The sequence below is a fragment of the Halomonas cibimaris genome (assembly GCF_055379665.1).
The window spans coordinates 1,192,748-1,211,632 of the sequence record NZ_AP043828.1; the positions used below are offsets into that span (position 1 = coordinate 1,192,748).

Consider the following 18,885-nt stretch of genomic DNA (forward strand, 5'->3'; position numbering starts at 1 on the left):
AGGATGGAGCTGCTTGCCAATCGGTACAGAAAAGCGAGCGTGTGGAAAATAGTGAAAAAAAAACGCCATTCATCGAATGGCGTAATTATGCATATAGCGTAACACGGCTTGACCGGCAGGTCGACCGGCGCTGCACCGCCTTAACCGGGAAGCGCGTCGCGCGGCTCGCTCATCAGCCCTTTGACCACGGCGTAGCAGCACGCCAGCAGCACCAGAGAAAAGGGCAGCCCGGTGGAAATCACCATGGCCTGCAGCGCCGTGAGGCCGCCGCCCAGCAGCAGGGCAATGGCGATGGCGCCTTCAATCACCACCCAGAATACCCGCTGTACCCGAGGGGCGTCGATCTTGCCGCCGGCCGTAATGGCGTCGATGACCAGCGAGCCCGAATCCGAGGTGGTGGTAAAGAACACGATCACCAGCACAATGCCCAGAAACGAAGTGATCGAGGCCAGCGGTAGCTGGCTGAACATCACAAACAGCTGCAGCTCCACGGCGGCCTCGGCCAGGGCGTCAAACTGCTGGGTGATCAGCTGATCCAGCGCGGTATTGCCAAAGGCCGTCATCCAGATAGCGGAAATCACCGAGGGCACCAGCAGCACCGCGATGAGGAACTCGCGCACGCTGCGCCCGCGGCTGATGCGCGCCACGAACATGCCCACCAGCGGGGCCACGCTGATCCACCAGGCCCAGTAAAAGGCCGTCCATCCCTGGCTGTAGTTGGCGTCCGCCCGGCTGAACGGGTTGGACAGCGCCGGCAGATGGCGCACATACGCGCCGAGGTTGTCGAAAAATCCGCCGATGATGCCAACGGTCGGCCCGACGGCAATGACGAACAGCAAAAGCAAAAAGGCCAGCACCATGTTGAGCTGAGACAATCGCTGCACGCCCTTGTCGACCCCGGCCAGCACCGAAATCAGCGCGACCAGGGTGATACCCGAAATCAGCAGCACCATGGTGAGGTTGCTGTCCGGGATGCCGAACAGATAGCCAAGCCCGGCGGTGGCTTGCGAAGCGCCGATACCCAGCGAAGTCGCCAGCCCGAACAGGGTGGCAAACACCGCCAGAATGTCCACGATGTGGCCCGGCCAGCCCCACACGCGCTCGCCCAGCATCGGGTAGAGCACCGAGCGCATGGTCAGCGGCAGGCCCTTGTTGAACGAAAAAAGCCCCAGCGCCAGGGCGCTGACCGCGTAAATCGCCCAGGGGTGCAGGCCCCAGTGGTAGATGGTGGCGGCCATGGCCAGCGACGAGGCGGCGGCGCTGTTGCCCTCGGCCCCGCCCAGAGGCGCCCAGTCCGTGCGCAGGCCGTTCTCGCCGGTGCTCACCCCGCCCATGGACGAGGAGAAGTGCGTCACCGGCTCGGCCACGCCGTAGAAAATCAGCCCGATGCCCATGCCCGCAGCGAACAGCATGGATACCCAGCCCAGAAAGCTGAAGTCTGGCCGGGCCTTGGGGCCGCCCAGGCGCACCTTGCCCAGCGGCGAGACAATCAGCCCCAGGCAGAGAACGACAAAAACGTCAGCGCTGGCCAGAAAAAACCACGACAGGTGGTCGGTCAGCCCGTTGCGCATCAAGGTAAAAATCGGCTCGACCTGATCTTGCAGGGCAAGGGTCAGTATCACGAAAAACAGCACGACCAGCGCTGAGATCGAAAATACCTTGCCGTGCAGGTCCACCTCCAGCCCGAAGCGGCTGGCGCTGATATTGTCTTGACCGATCTGATAGTCGGTATCAATCAGTCGGGTAGGGCCCTCCGGTGCGGGAATGCCCTCCGACGGGGAGGCGTGTTCATCCTGGTGCGCCATAAAAAAGCTCCCTGTTGGATTATCACCACAGCCGCGTAGCCTATCATGGCCCTGTAGCGTTTTATTGCCGCTGCAGGCCGCCTTTGGTCGAGGATAAAACGGGCGCAACGCCTCCGACGGCCTGCCTGAGCACCGGGTTTATCCGCCGCGCGTCAGAACTCTTCCCAGTCGTCCTGGGCGCTGTGGCTAAGCGCCGGCGCCGGCCGGGTGCGCGCGGCGGGCGAGGGGGCGGCCGGCCGGTGCGGCACGGGGTTGGCGTCGTCGTCGCCCAGCACGAAGGTGTCCACCAGCTCGCTTAGGTGAGCGGCCTGGTCGCGCATGGACTCGGCCGTGCTCGATGTCTGCTGAACCATGGAGGCGTTTTGCTGGGTCATGGTATCCATCTCGGTCACGGCGGTATTGACCTGGCCGATGCCGGCGCTTTGTTCCTTGGCGCCGGCGCTGATTTCAGCGATAACGTCGGTGACCTGGGTGACGCTTTGCACAATCTCGCGGATGGTCGCACCGGCTCGCTTGACGGCTTCGCTGCCGTGCTGGCTGTGGGTGACCGCGGTGCTGATCAGATCGCGAATCTCGCTGGAGGCCTCGGCGCTGCGGCTGGCCAGATTGCGCACCTCGCTTGCCACCACGGCAAAGCCGCGGCCGTGCTCGCCGGCGCGGGCTGCCTCTACCGAGGCGTTGAGCGCGAGGATGTTGGTCTGAAAGGCGATGCCGTCAATCATGGTGATGATTTCGCTGATGCGCGCCGCTGAATCGCTGAGGTTGTCCATGTTCTGTTCGACCTCGTCCATGGCTTCGCCGCCCTGGCGTGCCACGGCCACGGTGGAGGTGGCCAGCTGATTGGCCTGCTGCGCCGACTCGGCGCTGTGGTTCACCGTTGAGGTGATTTCTTCCATGGAAGACGAGGTTTGCTGCAGGTTGGAGGCCGCCTGCTCGGTGCGGGTGGCCAGCTCTTCGCTGCCCTGGGCCATTTCGCTGGCGCCGTGATGCACTTGGTACACGCTGCGGCGCACGTCCAGCAGGGTTTGCTGCATCCGCGTGACAAAGGCGTTGAACTGTTCGGCCAGCGCGCCGATTTCGTCTCGGGTGGTGACCTCCAGCCGCTGGGTCAAATCGCCGCGCCCCTGGGCAATATCGCGCATGGCCTCTGCGGTGCGGTTGATCGGGCGGACCAGCCGGCGCACCAGCCAGGCGGCCGTCAGTGCGGCTGCGAGAAACAGGCCCAGCGCGACGAGCACCGCGGTGAACATGCTCTTTTGCATGGTGTCGTTGGCGTCGGCGCGCACGCCGGCCATGATGCGCTCGATGTCGTGTGTGTATACCCCGGCCCCCATGACCCAGCCAAGCGCGGGTATGTTCATGATGTAGGACTGTTTGGGCCCGACTTCACCGGTTTGCGGGTGCTCCCAGCGATAGCGATAAAACCCGCCGCCGCTGCGCCCGGTCTCGATCAGGTCTTGCACGATATAGGTGCCGTCCTGGTCCTGCATGTCGTAGCGGTTGGTGCCCACAAAGCCGGCATCGCCGCCGCGTACGGTGCTGGTGCCGTCATAGTCGTAGGCCCAGACGTAGTTGTCGCCGTCGAAGCGTACGTTTTGCAGCAGCCGATAGACTTGCTGGCGCTTGGCTTGCCGGCCTAGCGTGCGGTCATTGACGATGGGGCGGATGGCACTGTAGGTGCTTTCCACAATGCTTTTGACCTTGTCTTTGCGCGCCTGAATCAGCTGGCTGCGCTGCTCGGCTACCGCCTGCCGGGTAGCGGCTTGCTGCCCCAGCGCAAAGGCGGCTACCAGCACAGCGGTAACCAGCAGCAAGGGAATCAGCACAAGCGAGAGTATTTTGCTTTGCAGACCGGAAAAGCGGCGAGCGCTGCGGGGCGCACCGGGAAGAGCCATAGTGTGTGTTTCCTTTTTGTTGAATAAACGCTGCTGAATACGCGGGGCATGTTGGCCGGTGCAAGGCTAGAAGGGCACTTCTCGCCGGCCGGTTTGAAAGGCGACCACTTTACGATAGATCTCCTTGGCGCGCTCGACGGCATCGGTTTCCATGGGGTCAAGGGCAACGTGGCGGCCGCCTTTGCTGCCGCCGCTTTGCAACAGCGTTTGCACATCGGCTCGGTGGCGAGCCAGAAGATGCTCCAGGTTGGTGTTGATCGCTTGGAGTTCGAGCGTAAAGCAGCGGCGCTGCTCCAGCCGTTTGGCCAGCTCGGCGCTGCTGGCGGCGTCGCGGATCAGGGTGTCCAGCGTCTGATTGACCAGTTTCTGGGCCCGGTTGAGACGCGGCACAATGACGTATACCACGTCGTCAAGCGCAAGGGTGGGGCGGTCGGTGTGCATAGGGCTTCAATAGAATGGACGAAAAGAGCGCCGTCAATTCTACGCGACGCCGCCCGACCGGCAAGCCTCGCCGCAGCGCGGGGCGATGCGACCGGGCCCGCCGCGGCTGAGGTATCAAGACGTGCCGGCTCGTCCGGCAGCGGTTTTTGCTAGACTGGCGCTGCAACATCTGTGTTTTTTATCGATCTGTTGAGGACATACCATGAGTCAGTACCCTGCCTGCCCCCAGTGTGGCTCCACCTATACCTATGCCGATCAGCAGCTTTTGATCTGCCCCGAGTGCGCCCATGAGTGGGTCGTTGACGGGGCGGTGGAAGACGACAGCGATACCCCCATGGTCAGCGATGCCAACGGCAACATGCTGCAGGACGGCGACAGCGTGACGGTTATCAAGGATTTGAAAATCAAGGGGTCTTCCTCGGTGGTCAAGGTCGGCACCAAGGTCAAGAACATCCGTTTGGTGGCGGGGGATCACGACATCGATTGCAAGATTGACGGGGTGGGCCCGATGAAGCTGAAATCGGCCTTCGTCAAAAAGGTGTAGTCACCGCCGGCCAGGCCCGCCGGGGCGTGGCGCTGCAGGCGGGGCAGCGGAACGCATTTATTCAGCCGGCTACTTCATGCTATGTTTAGCCGGCTAATTTTTACCTCGGCCGCTTTTGCCGGCCGTGCCGCCTTTCCGCTAGACCACGCTAAGAGAATGCCATGTCCCCGGAGCAGCGTTTCGCCCGCTGGGTGCGCGCGGCGATCGTGCTGTTCGTCGTGATGTTTGTGTACTTTGTGTTCGCCGATACCTATATGCCGGCCACGCCCCAGGCGCGTGCCCTGCGCGATGTGGTGCGCGTCGCCCCCCAGGTCAGCGGTGAGGTCGTGGCGGTGCCGGTGCGCAACAATACGCGGGTGCGCCGTGGCGAGGTGCTGTTTCGCATTGACCCGGAGCCGTTTGCGCTGGCGGTCGATAAAGCCAAGCTGGCACTCGATCAGGTGCGCCGGGACAACGCCGGGCTGGATGCCGCGCTGGCCGAGGCCAAAGCGAGCCTGGCCCGCCAGCAGGCACTCACCCAGGAGTTAAACCGCGAGCGCCGCCGGGTGCAGGCGCTGGTGGAGCGCGGCAGCGTATCGCGCCGGCGGTTCGACGCGGCAAGCGCTGACGCACGGGCCGGCGACGCCGCCGTCAACGCCGCCAAAGCCAAGGTGCACGCGCTACAGGTCCAGCGCGGTGCAAGCGGCGAAGACAACCTGCAGCGGCGTAAAGCGCGCAACGCGCTGGCAACGGCAAAGCTGGATCTGCGCCGCACCGCTGTGCGTGCCAGCCAGGACGGCTATATCAGCAACCTGCAGCTGGACGCCGGCGATAGCGTCAGCGCCGGCGTGCCGGTGATGGCCAACGTCGGCGATCGGCTGGATATCGTGGCGGACTTTCGCGAAAAAAGCCTGCTTCACGTCGCCGAAGGCGACCGTGCCTGGGTGGCCTTCGATGCCCGCCCCGGGGAGGCGTACCCGGCGCGGGTGGCCTCTATCGATGCCGGCGTGCGTGACGGCCAGCTGCCCCCTGATGGCAACCTCGCCCATATTCCGACCACTGACCGCTGGGTGCGCGACGCCCAGCGCCTGCGTATCCATCTTGCGCTGGATCATCCGCCGCCGGAGCTGCCGCCTACCGGCGCCCGGGCCACCGTGCAGCTGGCCCCGGTGAAAACGCCTGTTGCCCGGGGGCTGGCGCGGATGCAGGTGGCCATATTGAGCCTGCTGCATCATGTCTACTAGCGCACGCGCCTTGGCAAAAGCGGGCAAAGCGGCGCCGGCGCTGCCCCGGGGCATGGATGACAACGACCTGCGCCAGTGCCTGCGCGTGGCCTGCGGGGCGTCGCTGGGCTTTGTGATCAGCCAGCTGATGAACTGGAATTACGGCGTGTTCTTCACCGTCTTTCCGATGTTTCTACTGGGCATTCTGCCGGCGCTTAACGGGCATGTTGTGCGCCAGTTTCTGGGCAACGCGCTGATCAACTGCGTCGAGGTCAGCCTGGTGGTGGGGCTGACCCAGCACCTGCCGCCGGTGATGCTGTGCGCGGTGTTTGGGCTGTTTTACACGCGCTTTCGGCTGATGGCCCGGGGGCCGTTTTTTCTCTTCGGCGCCAACGGCGTGCTGACGCTGAGCATTCTTCTGCACTTTGCCAGCTACCCGGACGTAGACCTTAGCGATCTGTTTACCAGCAACGTGGTGGCAAGCGTGCTGGCGGTGGCCATTGCCGGGCTGATGCACGTGGTATTTCCCGATGTAGCGCCGCGCCAGCCGCCGCCCGGCGTGAACAAGTCGCTTTCGCGCATTCGCCACGAAACCCTGATCGGGGCGATCACCGTGACGCTTTCGTTTATCGTGTTTCAGGTATTCGATCTGCGCGATTCGCTGTCCGCTCAGATGTCTACGGTGCTGATTCTTTTCGCGCTGGGCTATCCCGGCGCGCGCAAATCGGCGGGCAAGCGCGCGGTGGGTACGCTGCTGGGGTGTCATCTGGCGGTTTTTGCCCAGCTGATGCTTTATACCCAGAGCCAGCACTTTTTGCTGGTCACGCTGGTGTACTGGCTGGGGCTGATGATGTTTGCTCGCCTGCACGTGCTTGAGCGTGCCGGGTCCGGCGTGGGCTTCGGCGCACTGTCCACGCTTGGCATTCTTTTCGGCCAGTATTTGTCTCCCCATCAGGACCTGGTGTACAGCGCGCTGTATCGTTTTACGTCCATGAGCGTGGCGATGGCGCTGACGGTACTGGTCATGGCGCTGCTGGACCGTGCCCTCAACGCCTGGGCGCCTACCCGGGCTTAGCCGTGGCTGCGGGTAGCGGCGTTCCACCAAGGGGGAGCTTGCCTTGAATAGCCAATCGTTATATCAGTTCTCGATCGGGACGGTGCTGTTGCTGCTGCTGGCGTTTTACGGCGGCACCTATCTGTTGACGCTGGGTATCCGCAAGAAAAAAGAGGATGCCGAGGCGTTTATGGTCTCCAACCATCGCATCGGCTTTGGCATGGGGGCGGCCAGCATGACCGCCACCTGGATCTGGGCGGCGTCGTTTTATGCCGCGGCCACCTCCGGCTACACCTACGGCGTGTCCGGCCCTGTTCACTACGGGCTGTGGGGCGCGCTGATGATTCTGTTCATTTACCCGTTCGGCCGGCGCTTTCGCGCGCTCGCCCCCAGTGCGGCGACGCTTGGCGAGCTGATCCACGCCCGCCACGGCAGCTCAAGCCAGCTGATTCTGGCGATTTCCAACGTTTTGGGCAGCATCATCAGCCTGATGGTCAACTTTACCGCGGCCGGTGCGCTGGTCGCGGTGCTCTCGCCGCTGTCGTTTCAGGCCGGGGTGGTAATGGCCGGCGCCGGCGTACTGCTGTATACCCTGTGGTCGGGCTTTCGCGCCTCGGTAATGACCGATTTCGCCCAGCTGGTGGCGCTGATGGCCATCGCCGTGGTGATTATTCCCGCGGTGTTTTTTTCCATGGGCGGGCCTGCCGCGCTTGCGGCCGGGCTGGATCATCTGACCGCCGAGCAGGCCAACTTCTTCTCCGGCAAAGCGATTCTGGAGCAGGGCGCGCCGTTTTTCGTCGCCGTGCTGGCCTACGCCATCGGCAATCAGACGATCTCCCAGCGCCTGTTTGCGGTCAACGAAGACCACATCAAGCCGACGTTTTTGACCGCCACCGTGGGCTACGGCGCGATCGTCATCGGCCTTGGCATGATCGGGCTGATGGCGCTGGCCGCCGGCATTGAGCCGATGAACGGCGACATGAACAATCTTATTCCGCAGATGGTGTCGGGCTACCTGCCGCCGGTGTTCATCGCTTTGTTTTTCATTCTGGTGATCGGTTCGCTTTCCTCCACGGCGGATTCGGACCTCTCGGCGCTGTCCGCGATCATGATGGCCGACGTCTACGCCAAGAACATCGCCAAGGGCCGCCCCGATCCTGATCGCATGCTGTGGGTTGGCCGGCTGACCATGATCATCGCCACCGTCATCGGCGTCGTTTTTGCCAGTTTCTCGCTGGATATTCTGGTAATGCTGGTGTTTGTCGGCGCACTCTGGGGGGCGATTGTTTTTCCGGTGATTGCCAGCTGCTTCTGGAACCGGGTGACCAACAGAGCGTTTACCACCTCGGTGGTGGCCGCCATGATCATGTTTTGCCTGGCGCGCTTTGAAGCGCTGCCGCTGGGCGGCGGCTTCGGCCTGATGTTCGAGCTTTTGGCCAGCATCGGCGGCGGCATCATCATCGCGCTGATGGTATTCGGTTTTCTTGGGCGCGCGGCCGGTGGCGTGGCCGGTGCGGCCGCGCTGATCGCGATGCTGGTGTTTGCCACCGGTTTTCTGCGCGACTACACCGTGCTGCTGGCCTCGCTGACGGCCTACGGCACCAGCACCCTGGTATGCACGGCGATGAGCCTTGCGAGCAAGAAAGCGCCGTTTGACTTTGACTCCATCCGCGACCGCGTGGGCCACTACCGCGATCACGCCGATGCAGCACCCGGGGTCGCCACGCCGGGCCGTCACGTGCAGCAGGAGATGTCTCCATGACCTTTTTAATGGGGTTTTACGTACTGATCTGGCCGGCGCTGACGCTTGGCGTGCTGGTGCTGATCTGCCGCGCGGTACTGCGCGACCGTCGCCAGGCGAAAAGAGAACGCCGCGACATGGTCTAGCGGGCGGCTTTCATGCGCAGGCTGTTGAGCAGCACGCACAGGGTGCTCAGCGTCATGGCAGCGGCTGCGATCACCGGGGCCACCAGGCCGGCCACGGCCAGCACCAGGGCCAGCGCGTTGTAGCCAAGCGCCCAGCCCAGGTTTTGGCGCATCAGCCGCCGGGCGCGCCGTGCCAGCGCCAGCGTGGCGGGCACGCGGCCTACGCCGTCGGGCAGGTATACCGCGGCGGCGGCCTGGGCGGTCGGCGTGGCGTCGCCCACGGCCATGCCCAGCCGGGCACCGGCCAGCGCCAGCCCGTCGTTCAGGCCGTCGCCGACGAACGCCACGGCCCGGCGCTGTTCCAGCCCCTCGATAAAGCGCTGCTTGGCTTCAGGGGTTACGCCGGCCACCACGCGCTCCGGGGCAATGCCCAGCCGCTCGGCCTGGCGCAGGCAGGAGGCGCGGTGGTCGCCGCTGAGCAGGTACACTTCGTGGCCGGCGCGCTTGAGCGCGGCGACCGTCTCGGCGGCGTCCGGATGCAGGGCTTCGTCAAAGTGAATCACGCCCCGGTAGCGGCCGTTTTCGGCCAGGTGCAGGGCCATGCGCGCATCGTCTGCGGGCGGGACGCTCACGCCCTGCTCGCCAAGCCATGCGGCGCGGCCGGCAAGCCGCGTGTGGCCGTCGCGCTCCCAGCGGGTGCCGAGCCCGGCCTGCACTTGGCGTACGCCGCCGCCCGCCCGGGCCGACGGTGGCGCATGTGCGGCCAGGCTGTGCGCCACGGGGTGGTCGGTGCCGTGAAGGGTGTCGGCGGCAAGGGCCAGCAGCGTCTCCGGGGTATCGTCGCCGGCGGGAAGCACCTCGGCTATGGCCGGCGTGGCGGTGGTCAGGGTGCCGGTTTTGTCGAACACGACGACGTGAGCGTCGGCGGCGGTTTCCAGCGCTGCCGGATCGCGGAATATCACCCCCTTGGCCACCATGCGCGCATGCCCGGTGACCACTACCAGCGGGATCGCCAGGCTCAGCGCGCAGGGGCAGGCAATGATCAGCACGGCAAGCCCCCGGGTTAGCGCTTCGTCGGCTGCAAGCCCCAGTGCGGCCCCAAGCCCCGTCGCCAGGACGGCGGCTGTGACGATAATCGGCAAGAGCACCCGGGCGGCGGCATCGGTCAGGCGCTGCAGCGCAGTCTTGCGGCTTAAAAGCCCGCGCACCGAGCGCGCCAGCGCGTCAATGCGCCGCTCGCCTACCGCCGCGATAACGCTGAGTTCGAGCTCGCCGGTTACCAGCGTGCAGCCGGCGCGCAGGGTGTCGCCCGGGCCTGCCGTGCTGGGTTCGTACTCGCCGGTGAGCAGCGCCTGGTCAACCTCGCCGTGGCCTTCAAGCACCGCGGCATCCAGCGCCAGGGGTTCGCCGGCGGTGAGCACAATGCGTTCGCCCGGGGCGATCTCGGCGGCGGGCAGGGTCTCGCGGCGGCCGGCGGGGTCAAGCCGCGTGGCGGTTTCCGGGGCCTGGCTGAGGTAGCTGCGCACCACGTCGGCGGCCCGGCGGCGCACCCGGCCGTCGATGAAGCGGGCGATCAGCTGAAAAGTGATCAGCATCACCGCGGCGTCGAAGTAGACGTGGGCGCTGCCGCGCGCCAGCTGCCACACCGACACCGCCGTGGCGGCCAGCACGGCCAGCGTAATCAGCGCGTCCAGCCCCGGCGCGCCCACGCGCAGGGTGTTAAAGCCGACGCGATAGAAGTGCGCGCCGGAATACACCAGTACCGGCAGCGCAAAAAGGCCGCTGGCAAGCGCCAGCGGCCAGGTGATGCTTGGCTCGACGATACCCAGCGGGGCAAGGTAGACCAGATAGGCCGGCATCATGCACCACATGCCGAACACCAGTGCCACCGCCAGGCGGATCAGCAGCCGGCGATGCAGACGCTTGCCGCCGCCGGCATCGCGGCCTTCCTCGCCCGGGGCCAAAAGCCGGTAGCCCAGCCGGGCGACCGCCTTTTGCAGCCGGGCCAGATCGGTCTGTGCGGTGTCAAAGCGCACCGTGGCGCTGTCGGCGGCGAAGTTGACTGCCGCCTCCGCGACGCCGGGCTGGCGCTTGAGCATGGCCTCCACCGCGGCGGCACAGCTGCCGCAGTGCAGGCCTTCTACCACCAGCACGTCTTCGCGCAGCGGGGTGCCGCCGGAGGTGCCGGCCATTTACGGCGCCTCGAAGGTATCGCGCAGCTCGTCCGGTGACCAGGCGCCGCGCTCGCCGTACTCCTCGGCGTGGGCGTCGACCTGCTCGGCCTTGATGGCCGCGGCGTCGTTGCCCCAGGCCTGGCGCACGTGGCTGAGCACCGCGGCTATTTCGGCGCTGCTGAGCTGGCCGCCAAACGCCGGCATAACGCCGTTATAGGTGGTGCCCTGAACCTCGATCTCGCCCTGCAGGCCGTCGTGGACGATGGCGACGGGAATATCGGGGTCGCCCAGCAGCCACGCGCTTTCGGCAAGCGGCGGGAAAGAGCCGGGCACGCCCTGGCCGTTGGCCTGGTGGCACGAGGCGCAGCGGGCGCTGAAGATAGCACCGCCGTCGATATCGTCACCGGCTGCGGGGGCTTCTACCACCGAGCGGCTGTCGCCGCCGAGCATGGGTTTGCCGATCTGCCAGGCATAGTAGCCCACGGCCCACACCAGCAGCACGGCGATCCATGCGATGACCGGCCTGGGAACCGGGCGGCGGCCTTCTTCCGGTTCGGGATGTTCGCGGTGCTGGGCATTGTAGTCGTGACGCTTCATGACACCTTACTCCTGGGCTTCTTCGGCGGGTTGCGGCAGAGTCGGCGCCGGGTAGGTATGGTCCAGCGACTTGAGATAGGCCACCAGCGCCAGCGCGTCGTCGGTGGCCACCACCTGGCCGGTTTCCGGGCCAAAGGGCTCGGGAATCGTCAGCACCCGCTCGTCGTCATCGGCGGACGGCACCTTGCGGAACATGAAGCGATACGGCGGCATGATGCTGCCTTCCACCACCGCGCGCGGGTTGTACAGGTGCAGCAGGTGCCAGTCTTCGCTTGGCTGGCGCGCGCCGATGTTGAACAGATCCGGCCCGGTGCGCATGGTGCCCATCAGGTGCGGCTGGTCGTGGGCGTAGTCGCCGGGCACGGCAGGCCGCCCCCAGCCGCGATCCTTGTCGCCCGGGGCAAAGCTTGGGTCGCGCGGCTGCTGGCTGTGGCAGTACACGCAGCCGTTGGCGATGTAGAGCTCGCGGCCGCGCTGCTCCTGGTCGGTATAGGGTTCAAGATCCGGCGGTACCTGCTCGGTGGACATCTGAAGGTAGGGCAGCACCACCAGCGTGAGCATGGCCAGCAGCAAAATCAGTGCCGCGCCGGCCATTATCGCGAGAGCACGTTTCATGGCGAGGCCTCCTGGCGAGTAGAGCGGAACAGCGTAGGCTGATAGCGGCGTTCACCGTGACGGCGCAGCATGGCGATAAAGTGTACGGCAAACACCAGATGGCCAAGCGTCATCAGCGCCCCGCCCAGGGTGCGTGCTTCCAGATACGGAATCGTCATGCGCACAATGTCCATAAACGGCATATCGGCATCCAGCAGCGCCAGGCCTTCCTTCCAGCCGCCGACGGTCAGCGACACCACGTAGATGAAAATGCCCGCGGCGACCAGCCAGAAGTGCACGCTGATCATGCGCTTCCAGGGCCATTCCCAGTCCATCAGGCGCGGCATGATGAAATACACCGCGCCGAACAGAATAAAGCTTAAAAAGGCGTACATGCCCAGGTGCGCGTGGGCCACGGTGTAGTGGGTGAAGTGGGTGATGACGTTGACGCTGCGCAGCGCCTCCATGGAGCCCTGCAGCGAAGCGACGGTATACATCAGCGCGCCGATCCACACAAAGCGCAGGGTGGGCGAGTCCTTCAGCCGGCCGAAGTGGCCCCACATGGTGCCGTGGTGGTTGATCGCCACGGTGATGACCGGCACCGACATCATCACGCTGTGCACGATGGAAAGGGTCACCAGCCAAGTGGGTACCGGCCCGCCGACCAGATGGTGAATGCCCACCTGGCTGTAGAACAGCGCCAAAGACCAGAAACCCAAAAGCGACAGCTGGTAGGAAATGATCGGCCGGCCGAGGATCTTGGGAATCATGTAGTAGGCAATGCCGATGCCGATGGGCGTGACCCAAAGCCCCAGCACGTTATGCGCAAACCACCAGTTGACCGTGGCGCCGGACGCGCCGGGAAAGGCAAACGGCAGGTTGGCGATCAAAAACAGAAACGGAAACCACACCAGCGCCGCCATCAGATACCAGCTGGTGACGTAGAGGTGGTCGACCTTGCGCCTGGCCGCCGTCAGCACCAGCGGAACGGCGCACAGCGCCCCGCCGATCACGAACAAAATATCGATCTGCCAGGGAAATTCCAGCCATTCCTCGCCGTCGGAAAGCCCCAGATTGATGGCGAGCAGCCCCATGACCAGGCCGATGTTCCAGATCACGCTGCCGGTGATCGCGTAGCGCCCGCCCACCAGCGAGGTGCGAAACAGCCGCGGCAGCAAAAACAGCGCCACGCCGATGCCCGCCATGGACGACCAGCCGTAGACCACGGCGTTCAGATGCATGGGCCGCACCCGGCCAAACGTCAGCCACTGCGTGTTGGCGAGAAACTCCGGCATGTGCATCTTGGTCGACGACAAAAGCCCGTAGAGCGAGCCGATAACCAGCCAGAACACCGCCGAGCCGATCCACGCAAGGGCAGCGCTGCGCGACGACTGGTCGGCCTGCCGGCGGATCTGCACGGCTTTTGCGTTCGCCGGCATGTCCCCGTCCAGGGTGTCGGCGATATCCCGGGCGGGGTCCTCGCCGTGGCCGACTTCGCCGGGCGGAAAGATGGTCTCGGCGGCTTTTTTGCCGTGGCTGAACTGGCCGGTAGCGATCGACCAGATCAGCAGCAAAAGGCCCACCGTGGACACCAGAAAGGTAACGATCAGCAAAACAGCAATCGTGGGCGTCATATCAGAGCTCCTGGGGCAGTGCCGGTGTCAGGGGCGTAAGGTGGTGGATAAGGCATGGCGCGGGTTGAGAGCTCCTGTGTGTAGAGTAGCGAAATACAAGCCGACGCGGCTGCGACGAGGCGCCGGGCGCTTTGTCCTCAGGCTAGGCGCTGCAGGCAGCGCTGTCAGGCCTTTAGCGAGCACAGGGCTTTCCAGCATAGTCACCGCCGCCGGCGGCGTATAATGAAAAGTGTCGGGCCGTTGTATCAACTGTGTTGATAGATCGGCAAAAGACACGCAATAGAGAGGCGCGAATGGAAATCACGCTTGCCAGAACTTTTCTGGAAATTCTGCGCCGCGGCAGTTTCAGCGACGCTGCCGCGGCGCTGCACGTCACCCAGACCACGGTAACGGCGCGGATCAACAGGCTGGAGCAGACGCTGGGCTGCCGGCTGCTGCGCCGCGACCGCGGCGGCATTGCCATGACCGGCGACGGCGAGCGCTTTGCCGACCACGCCGCGCAGCTGGTGCAGGTGTGGGAGACGCTGCAGCGCGAACTGCCCCTGCCCCGGGGGATCGACCGGGTGGTAACCCTGGGCGGCGAGGCGAGCCTGTGGCATCCCTTGCTGGCCCGCTGGCTGGAGCAAATGCGCAAGCGCTATCCGCAGCTGGCGGTGCGGATTCAGGTAGGCGAGCGCCGGGCCCTGCAGCAGCAGCTGGCCAGCGGCGGGCTGGACGCTGTGCTGGTGCACCAGGCCGATTACTGGCCGGGCATGCAGATTACGCTGGTGGAGGAAGACCGGCTGGTCATGGTGCAGGCGCCGGGCGCCGGCGACGATGATCCGTACCTGTACGTGGACTGGGGCGAGGTGTTTCGCCGCGAGCACGACGCCGTGCTGCCCTGGCTGGCAAGCCCGGTGGTGATGCTCAATCTCGGGCCGCTGGCGCTGGACTACCTGCTGGCCAACGCCGGCAGCGGCTACTTTCGCCTGAGCGCGGTGCAGGGCTATGTCGACAGCGGCCGGCTTGAGCGCGTCGCGCAGATGCCGGAGTTTGCCTATCCGGTATATCTGGTGCAGCCCCGCGAACGGTTTTTCCCCCACCTGGAGGCCGCGCTGGCGCTGCTGCACGAGCGGGGCTGAGCGGCTCGGGCTGCTTTTGCCGCCGCTGGGTATCCGGTAAAGTAGCAGGCCTTTAGCGGGCCTGCGTGGGCGCCCGCGGCCGATGGCGCGAACGAATAACGGAGAGGCTGTTGTGAAGCTGTTGATTTTGGATGCCGGGCACTGCCTGAGCCTGGCGCTGGCGCGCGAAGCGGGCCGGCGCCTTGATACCCGGCTGGTCATTGAGGCCGCCTCTTGGGTCAGCCCCGAGCGGCTTGACCAGATCGCCCCGGATGCGGTGATCGTGCCGCCGCTTTCAAGCCCGCTTAGCCTGGCACCGGCAGAGGTCACCGCGCACGCCGGCGCCGTGGAAGCCTGCCTGGATGCCTGCCTTTCCCGGGACGTGGCGCTGGTCTGGTGCGTTTCCGATCAGCTCTACGAGGCCGGCTATAACGAACCCATCGACGAACATCTGGTGCCCGAGCCTCGGGATGCCAGCCTGCGCCGGCTGGTGCAGACCGGGGACCGCATCCGCGCGGAATACCACCGCCACCTGATTGTGCGGCTGGGGCCGCTTTTTGCGCTGGAAGGCAGCCACGCCTGGCTGGGCCAGCTCATCGACAGCCTGGTCGCCGGTGACAGCGTGCGCGCCGCTGAAGACGTGATTTTCTGTCCCACCTCGGCGGATGCCGTGGCGCTTGCGCTGATCGGCATGCTGCAGCAGCTGGGCTGCGGCGTTCGTACCTGGGGGGCGTATCATCTGGCGGGGACCGAGCCGGTCAGCGCGTTCGGCTTTACCTCGGTAGTGCGCACCCAGCTGGCCACGCACCTGGAAGGCCGCGGCGAGGCGCTGACGCTGGGCGAAGTCAAGGCGCTCAACCACCATCACGATGCCAAGCTGCATCGGGTGCTTAACTGCCGGCGAGTGCTGGAAGTGTTCGGCGTGCACCAAAAACCCTGGCGGCTGGAGGTGGAGCGCATGCTGGACGCCTGGTGTTTGACCCGGGATGAGCCGGGCGCTGACGGCCAGGGAGGCACCGCGTGATCAACGTACTGCGCAGCGTCGTTTTCTACGTCGGCTATTTTTCCGCGATGCTGGTCTGCGGCGTGCTGCTGCTGCCCGTCGCGCCGTTTCTGCCCCTGGCCGGGCGCTACCGGCTGCTCAACCTTTACAACCATTTTTTGATTCGCTGGTTTCGGCTGGCCTGCGGGGTACGCTACGACATTCGTGGCCGCGAGCACCTGCCACGGGGCGCCTGTGTGATCCAGGCCAACCACCAGTGCGAATGGGAAACCGTGTTTCTTCAGGTGATGATGCCGCCGGTGTGCACGGTGCTTAAACGCGAGCTTTTGAACATTCCCATCTTTGGCTGGGGGCTGCGGCTGCTGCGACCGATCAGCCTGGACCGCTCGCGCCCCTCCCGGGCGCTGAAGCAGGTGCTGACCCAGGGCGTGGCGCGGCTGCAAAGCGGGCTTTCGGTATTGATCTTTCCCGAGGGTACCCGGGTAGATCCCGGCGTGCGCCGGCGCTATAACAAAAGCGGCACGGTAATCGCCTGCCGCGCCGGGGTGCCGGTGCTGCCGGTGGCGCACAACGCCGGCGAGCGCTGGCCCGGGCGCCACTGGGTCAAGCATCCTGGCGTGCTGCGGGTGCGTATCGGCGCGCCTATCGAGACGGCGGGCAAGACGCCGGACGCGGTGCTGGCCGAGGTGGAAGCCTGGATCGAAGGGCAGCTTGAAGAAATTTCCGAGGTGCCGCGCCCGCCAAAACCGTAGAAGCAGCTTGCCATCGTACGGCGATGTAGCCACGCAGCGGGGCGAGCATAAAACGTACCGCGGCGAGCATAAAAAACGGCACCTGCCAAAGCGGGTGCCGTTTTTTTGGGCGCGTGCCTGAGTCGTGAGTGACCCCGGGCGGCCGGCTAGTCGGCCATACGCTGGAACACCAGGCAGGCGTTGGTGCCGCCAAAGCCGAAGCTGTTGGACAGCACCCGCGCCAGGCGCACGCCGTCGCGGCGCTGGGTGACGATGTCAAAGCCGTCGGCCTGTTCGTCGAGATGGTCAACGTTGGCCGAGGCCGCGACGAATTCATGCTCCATCATCAAAAGCGAATAGATCGCCTCCTGCACGCCGGTGGCGCCCAGCGAGTGGCCGGTCAGCGACTTGGTCGAGCTCATCGCCGGGGGCGTATCGCCAAACACCTCGCGCACGGCCTTGAGCTCGGCGACATCGCCCACCGGCGTGGAGGTGCCGTGGGTGTTGATGTAGTCGATGTTGCCGTCCACCGTCGCCATGGCCTGGCGCATGCAGCGGGTGGCCCCCTCACCGGACGGCGCGACCATATCATAGCCGTCAGAAGTGGCGCCGTAGCCTACCAGCTCGCCGTAGATTTTCGCCCCGCGGGCGCGGGCGTGCTCCAGCTCTTCGAGTACGAGCATGCCGCCGCCGCCGGCGATGACAAAGCCGTCCCGGCCCTGATCGTAGGCGCGCGACGCTTTCTCCGGGGTATCGTTGTAGCGGGTGGAGAGCGCGCCCATGGCGTCAAACAGACACGACAGCGTCCAGTGCTCTTCCTCGCCGCCGCCGGCAAACACCACGTCCTGCTTGCCCAGCTGGATCTGCTCCATGGCGTTGCCGATGCAGTGAGCCGAGGTCGCACAGGCCGACGAAATCGAATAGTTGACCCCTTTGATGGCGAAGGGCGTGGCCAGACAGGCCGACACCGTGCTGCCCATGGTGCGGGTGACGCGGTAGGGGCCCACGCGACGCAGCCCTTTCTCGCGCAGCACGTCGGCGGCTTCCACCTGGTTGGCGCTGGAGGCGCCGCCGGAGCCGGCGATCAGCCCGGTGCGTTCGTGGGAGACCTGCTCGGGGGAAAGGCCCGAATCCTCGATGGCCTGGGCCATGGAGACATAGGCGTAGGCCGCCGCGTCGCCCATAAAGCGGCGCAGCTTGCGGTCAATAAGCGCTTCCAGGTCAATATCGACGCTGCCGGCGACGTGGCTGCGAAACCCGAGATCGGCATAGTCCTGCTTGAAACGTATGCCGCTTCGCCCGCTTTTCAGCGCATCCAACACCTGTTGCTGATTGTTGCCTAAGCACGACACGATGCCCAGGCCGGTGACTACCACTCGTCGCATGGGAGCCTCCTGTTAAAAGTTCGCGGTGGAGGTGAATAGGCCAACGCGCAAGTCATTAGCCTGGTATATATCGCGCCCGTCAACGGCCACGGTGCCGTCGGCCATGCCCAGAATCAGGCGCCGCGTGATCACGCGCTTGACGTTGATACGATAGGTGACGCGCTGGGCATCGGGCAGAATCTGGCCGGAAAACTTGACCTCGCCGCAGCCAAGCGCCCGGCCGCGCCCGGGATGACCCAGCCAGCCCAGATAAAAGCCGACCAGCTGCCACATGGCGTCGAGCCCCAGACAGCCGGGCATCACCGGATCACCGGGGAAGTGACAGTCAAAAAACCACAGATCGGGGCTGATATCCAGCTCGGCAATCAGCTCGCCTTTGTCGTATTCGCCGCCGCTCTCGCTGATATGGGTAATGCGGTCGAGCATGAGCATATTGGGTGCCGGCAGCTGGGCGTTGCCCGGGCCAAACAGCTCGCCGCGCGAGCAGGCCAGCAGTTCATCGCGATCAAAAGAGTGTTGCTTGGTCACTGAATCGTTCCGAGTATCGAAATGGTTGTAGGCCGTGTGCGGCTACCCGTGCCGAGGCGAGGCGCCGGGACGCGACCTGCAAGGCCTGCCTAGTCTACTTCCCGAAACCGCCGAATGCACGCGCGCCCGGGGCAGAGACGCGCCGGCAAGGCCAGGCATTTGCCGCCTGAACGGCGGTTGGGGGATTTTTCATGTCAAACAAATGCATTTTTTAGCACAATAGCTGGCATCATGGCGCGGACGGCGGCGGGCGCTTTTTTTACCGTTCGCTGCTTTGCTTTACGCCAGCTTACCGCTCTGCCTTACTTATCTCTCTGCATCAGGAGCGCCAA

Annotated in this window: 17 protein-coding genes; 8 read left to right on the forward strand and 9 right to left on the reverse strand. The window is 65.1% G+C overall.

Annotated features, from left to right (window positions below; translation table 11 throughout):
• Positions 1–140 precede the first annotated feature (140 nt).
• From ACZ415_RS05490 to ACZ415_RS05500, 3 genes are all read right to left on the reverse strand, one after another.
• Positions 141–1,805, reverse strand: a complete 1,665-nt coding sequence (locus ACZ415_RS05490) for a BCCT family transporter (RefSeq protein WP_344704858.1) — start codon at positions 1,803–1,805, stop codon at positions 141–143.
• Positions 1,806–1,957: 152 nt separating this feature from the next.
• Positions 1,958–3,700: a methyl-accepting chemotaxis protein gene (locus tag ACZ415_RS05495; RefSeq protein ID WP_344704859.1), complete on the reverse strand. Its 1,743-nt coding sequence runs from the start codon at positions 3,698–3,700 to the stop codon at positions 1,958–1,960.
• 66 nt (positions 3,701–3,766) lie between these two features.
• Entirely contained in the window at positions 3,767–4,141 is a 375-nt protein-coding gene (locus ACZ415_RS05500; RefSeq protein ID WP_344704860.1) for a hypothetical protein, read from the reverse strand.
• Positions 4,142–4,343: 202 nt separating this feature from the next.
• Between ACZ415_RS05500 and ACZ415_RS05505 the strand changes: the two genes are divergently transcribed.
• The 5 genes from ACZ415_RS05505 (at position 4,344) to ACZ415_RS05525 (ending at position 8,828) form a co-directional block, all read left to right on the forward strand.
• Positions 4,344–4,685, forward strand: coding sequence for a zinc ribbon domain-containing protein YjdM (locus ACZ415_RS05505; RefSeq protein ID WP_344704861.1), 342 nt, complete (start codon positions 4,344–4,346; stop codon positions 4,683–4,685).
• 161 nt (positions 4,686–4,846) lie between these two features.
• Positions 4,847–5,908 (forward strand): HlyD family secretion protein, encoded by a 1,062-nt coding sequence (locus tag ACZ415_RS05510; RefSeq protein ID WP_344704862.1) that lies wholly within the window; start codon positions 4,847–4,849, stop codon positions 5,906–5,908.
• Between the two features lie 52 nt (positions 5,909–5,960).
• The gene (locus ACZ415_RS05515) at positions 5,961–6,962 is read left to right on the forward strand and encodes a DUF2955 domain-containing protein (RefSeq protein WP_344704939.1); all 1,002 of its coding nucleotides are present in this window, start codon (positions 5,961–5,963) and stop codon (positions 6,960–6,962) included.
• A 43-nt stretch (positions 6,963–7,005) separates the two neighbouring features.
• Positions 7,006–8,703, forward strand: a complete 1,698-nt coding sequence (locus ACZ415_RS05520) for a sodium:solute symporter family protein (protein ID WP_344704863.1) — start codon at positions 7,006–7,008, stop codon at positions 8,701–8,703.
• The gene (locus ACZ415_RS05525; protein ID WP_344704864.1) at positions 8,700–8,828 is read left to right on the forward strand and encodes a putative transporter small subunit; all 129 of its coding nucleotides are present in this window, start codon (positions 8,700–8,702) and stop codon (positions 8,826–8,828) included. Before ACZ415_RS05520 ends, ACZ415_RS05525 begins: the two co-directional genes overlap by 4 nt.
• Here the strand turns inward: ACZ415_RS05525 and ACZ415_RS05530 are convergent.
• The 4 genes from ACZ415_RS05530 to ACZ415_RS05545 are packed head-to-tail and all read right to left on the reverse strand — an operon-like array spanning position 8,825 to position 13,806.
• Positions 8,825–10,999, reverse strand: a complete 2,175-nt coding sequence (locus tag ACZ415_RS05530; protein WP_344704865.1) for a heavy metal translocating P-type ATPase — start codon at positions 10,997–10,999, stop codon at positions 8,825–8,827. The two genes, ACZ415_RS05525 and ACZ415_RS05530, sit on opposite strands and share 4 nt — an antisense overlap.
• Positions 11,000–11,578 carry a c-type cytochrome gene (locus tag ACZ415_RS05535; RefSeq protein WP_344704866.1) on the reverse strand — a complete coding sequence of 193 codons (579 nt, stop codon included), beginning with the start codon at positions 11,576–11,578 and terminating at the stop codon, positions 11,000–11,002.
• A gap of 6 nt (positions 11,579–11,584) precedes the next feature.
• The gene (locus ACZ415_RS05540; protein ID WP_344704867.1) at positions 11,585–12,193 is read right to left on the reverse strand and encodes a cbb3-type cytochrome c oxidase subunit II; all 609 of its coding nucleotides are present in this window, start codon (positions 12,191–12,193) and stop codon (positions 11,585–11,587) included.
• Positions 12,190–13,806 (reverse strand): cbb3-type cytochrome c oxidase subunit I, encoded by a 1,617-nt coding sequence (locus ACZ415_RS05545; protein ID WP_344704868.1) that lies wholly within the window; start codon positions 13,804–13,806, stop codon positions 12,190–12,192. Before ACZ415_RS05545 ends, ACZ415_RS05540 begins: the two co-directional genes overlap by 4 nt.
• Positions 13,807–14,099: 293 nt before the next feature.
• Between ACZ415_RS05545 and ACZ415_RS05550 the strand changes: the two genes are divergently transcribed.
• The 3 genes from ACZ415_RS05550 to ACZ415_RS05560 all read left to right on the forward strand — a co-directional run bounded on the left by ACZ415_RS05550 (position 14,100) and on the right by ACZ415_RS05560 (position 16,661).
• A complete protein-coding gene (locus ACZ415_RS05550) occupies positions 14,100–14,927 on the forward strand; it encodes a LysR family transcriptional regulator (protein WP_344704869.1) in 828 nt (275 codons plus the stop codon).
• 112 nt (positions 14,928–15,039) lie between these two features.
• Positions 15,040–15,930: a sugar nucleotide-binding protein gene (locus ACZ415_RS05555; RefSeq protein ID WP_344704870.1), complete on the forward strand. Its 891-nt coding sequence runs from the start codon at positions 15,040–15,042 to the stop codon at positions 15,928–15,930.
• Complete coding sequence (locus ACZ415_RS05560; RefSeq protein WP_344704871.1) at positions 15,927–16,661, forward strand: lysophospholipid acyltransferase family protein; 735 nt, start codon at positions 15,927–15,929, stop codon at positions 16,659–16,661. The genes ACZ415_RS05555 and ACZ415_RS05560 overlap by 4 nt, the downstream gene beginning before the upstream one ends.
• Positions 16,662–16,807: 146 nt before the next feature.
• On the opposite strand, the gene fabB is transcribed toward ACZ415_RS05560, so the two are convergent.
• Both fabB and fabA read right to left on the reverse strand, forming a co-directional pair.
• A complete protein-coding gene (fabB, locus tag ACZ415_RS05565) occupies positions 16,808–18,025 on the reverse strand; it encodes a beta-ketoacyl-ACP synthase I (RefSeq protein WP_344704872.1) in 1,218 nt (405 codons plus the stop codon).
• 12 nt (positions 18,026–18,037) lie between these two features.
• Positions 18,038–18,553: a 3-hydroxyacyl-[acyl-carrier-protein] dehydratase FabA gene (gene fabA, locus ACZ415_RS05570; RefSeq protein ID WP_344704873.1), complete on the reverse strand. Its 516-nt coding sequence runs from the start codon at positions 18,551–18,553 to the stop codon at positions 18,038–18,040.
• Positions 18,554–18,885: the final 332 nt, after the last annotated feature.

Bases quoted from the DNA above. Each gene is read 5' to 3' on its own strand.
- ACZ415_RS05490 (WP_344704858.1), bottom strand. From the start codon at position 1,805: ATGGCGCACCAGGATGAACACGCCTCCCCGTCGGAGGGCATTCCCGCA.
- ACZ415_RS05495 (WP_344704859.1), bottom strand. From the start codon at position 3,700: ATGGCTCTTCCCGGTGCGCCCCGCAGCGCTCGCCGCTTTTCCGGTCTG.
- ACZ415_RS05500 (WP_344704860.1), bottom strand. From the start codon at position 4,141: ATGCACACCGACCGCCCCACCCTTGCGCTTGACGACGTGGTATACGTC.
- ACZ415_RS05505 (WP_344704861.1), top strand. From the start codon at position 4,344: ATGAGTCAGTACCCTGCCTGCCCCCAGTGTGGCTCCACCTATACCTAT.
- ACZ415_RS05510 (WP_344704862.1), top strand. From the start codon at position 4,847: ATGTCCCCGGAGCAGCGTTTCGCCCGCTGGGTGCGCGCGGCGATCGTG.
- ACZ415_RS05515 (WP_344704939.1), top strand. From the start codon at position 5,961: ATGGATGACAACGACCTGCGCCAGTGCCTGCGCGTGGCCTGCGGGGCG.
- ACZ415_RS05525 (WP_344704864.1), top strand. From the start codon at position 8,700: ATGACCTTTTTAATGGGGTTTTACGTACTGATCTGGCCGGCGCTGACG.
- ACZ415_RS05530 (WP_344704865.1), bottom strand. From the start codon at position 10,999: ATGGCCGGCACCTCCGGCGGCACCCCGCTGCGCGAAGACGTGCTGGTG.
- ACZ415_RS05535 (WP_344704866.1), bottom strand. From the start codon at position 11,578: ATGAAGCGTCACGACTACAATGCCCAGCACCGCGAACATCCCGAACCG.
- ACZ415_RS05540 (WP_344704867.1), bottom strand. From the start codon at position 12,193: ATGAAACGTGCTCTCGCGATAATGGCCGGCGCGGCACTGATTTTGCTG.
- ACZ415_RS05545 (WP_344704868.1), bottom strand. From the start codon at position 13,806: ATGACGCCCACGATTGCTGTTTTGCTGATCGTTACCTTTCTGGTGTCC.
- ACZ415_RS05550 (WP_344704869.1), top strand. From the start codon at position 14,100: ATGGAAATCACGCTTGCCAGAACTTTTCTGGAAATTCTGCGCCGCGGC.
- fabB (WP_344704872.1), bottom strand. From the start codon at position 18,025: ATGCGACGAGTGGTAGTCACCGGCCTGGGCATCGTGTCGTGCTTAGGC.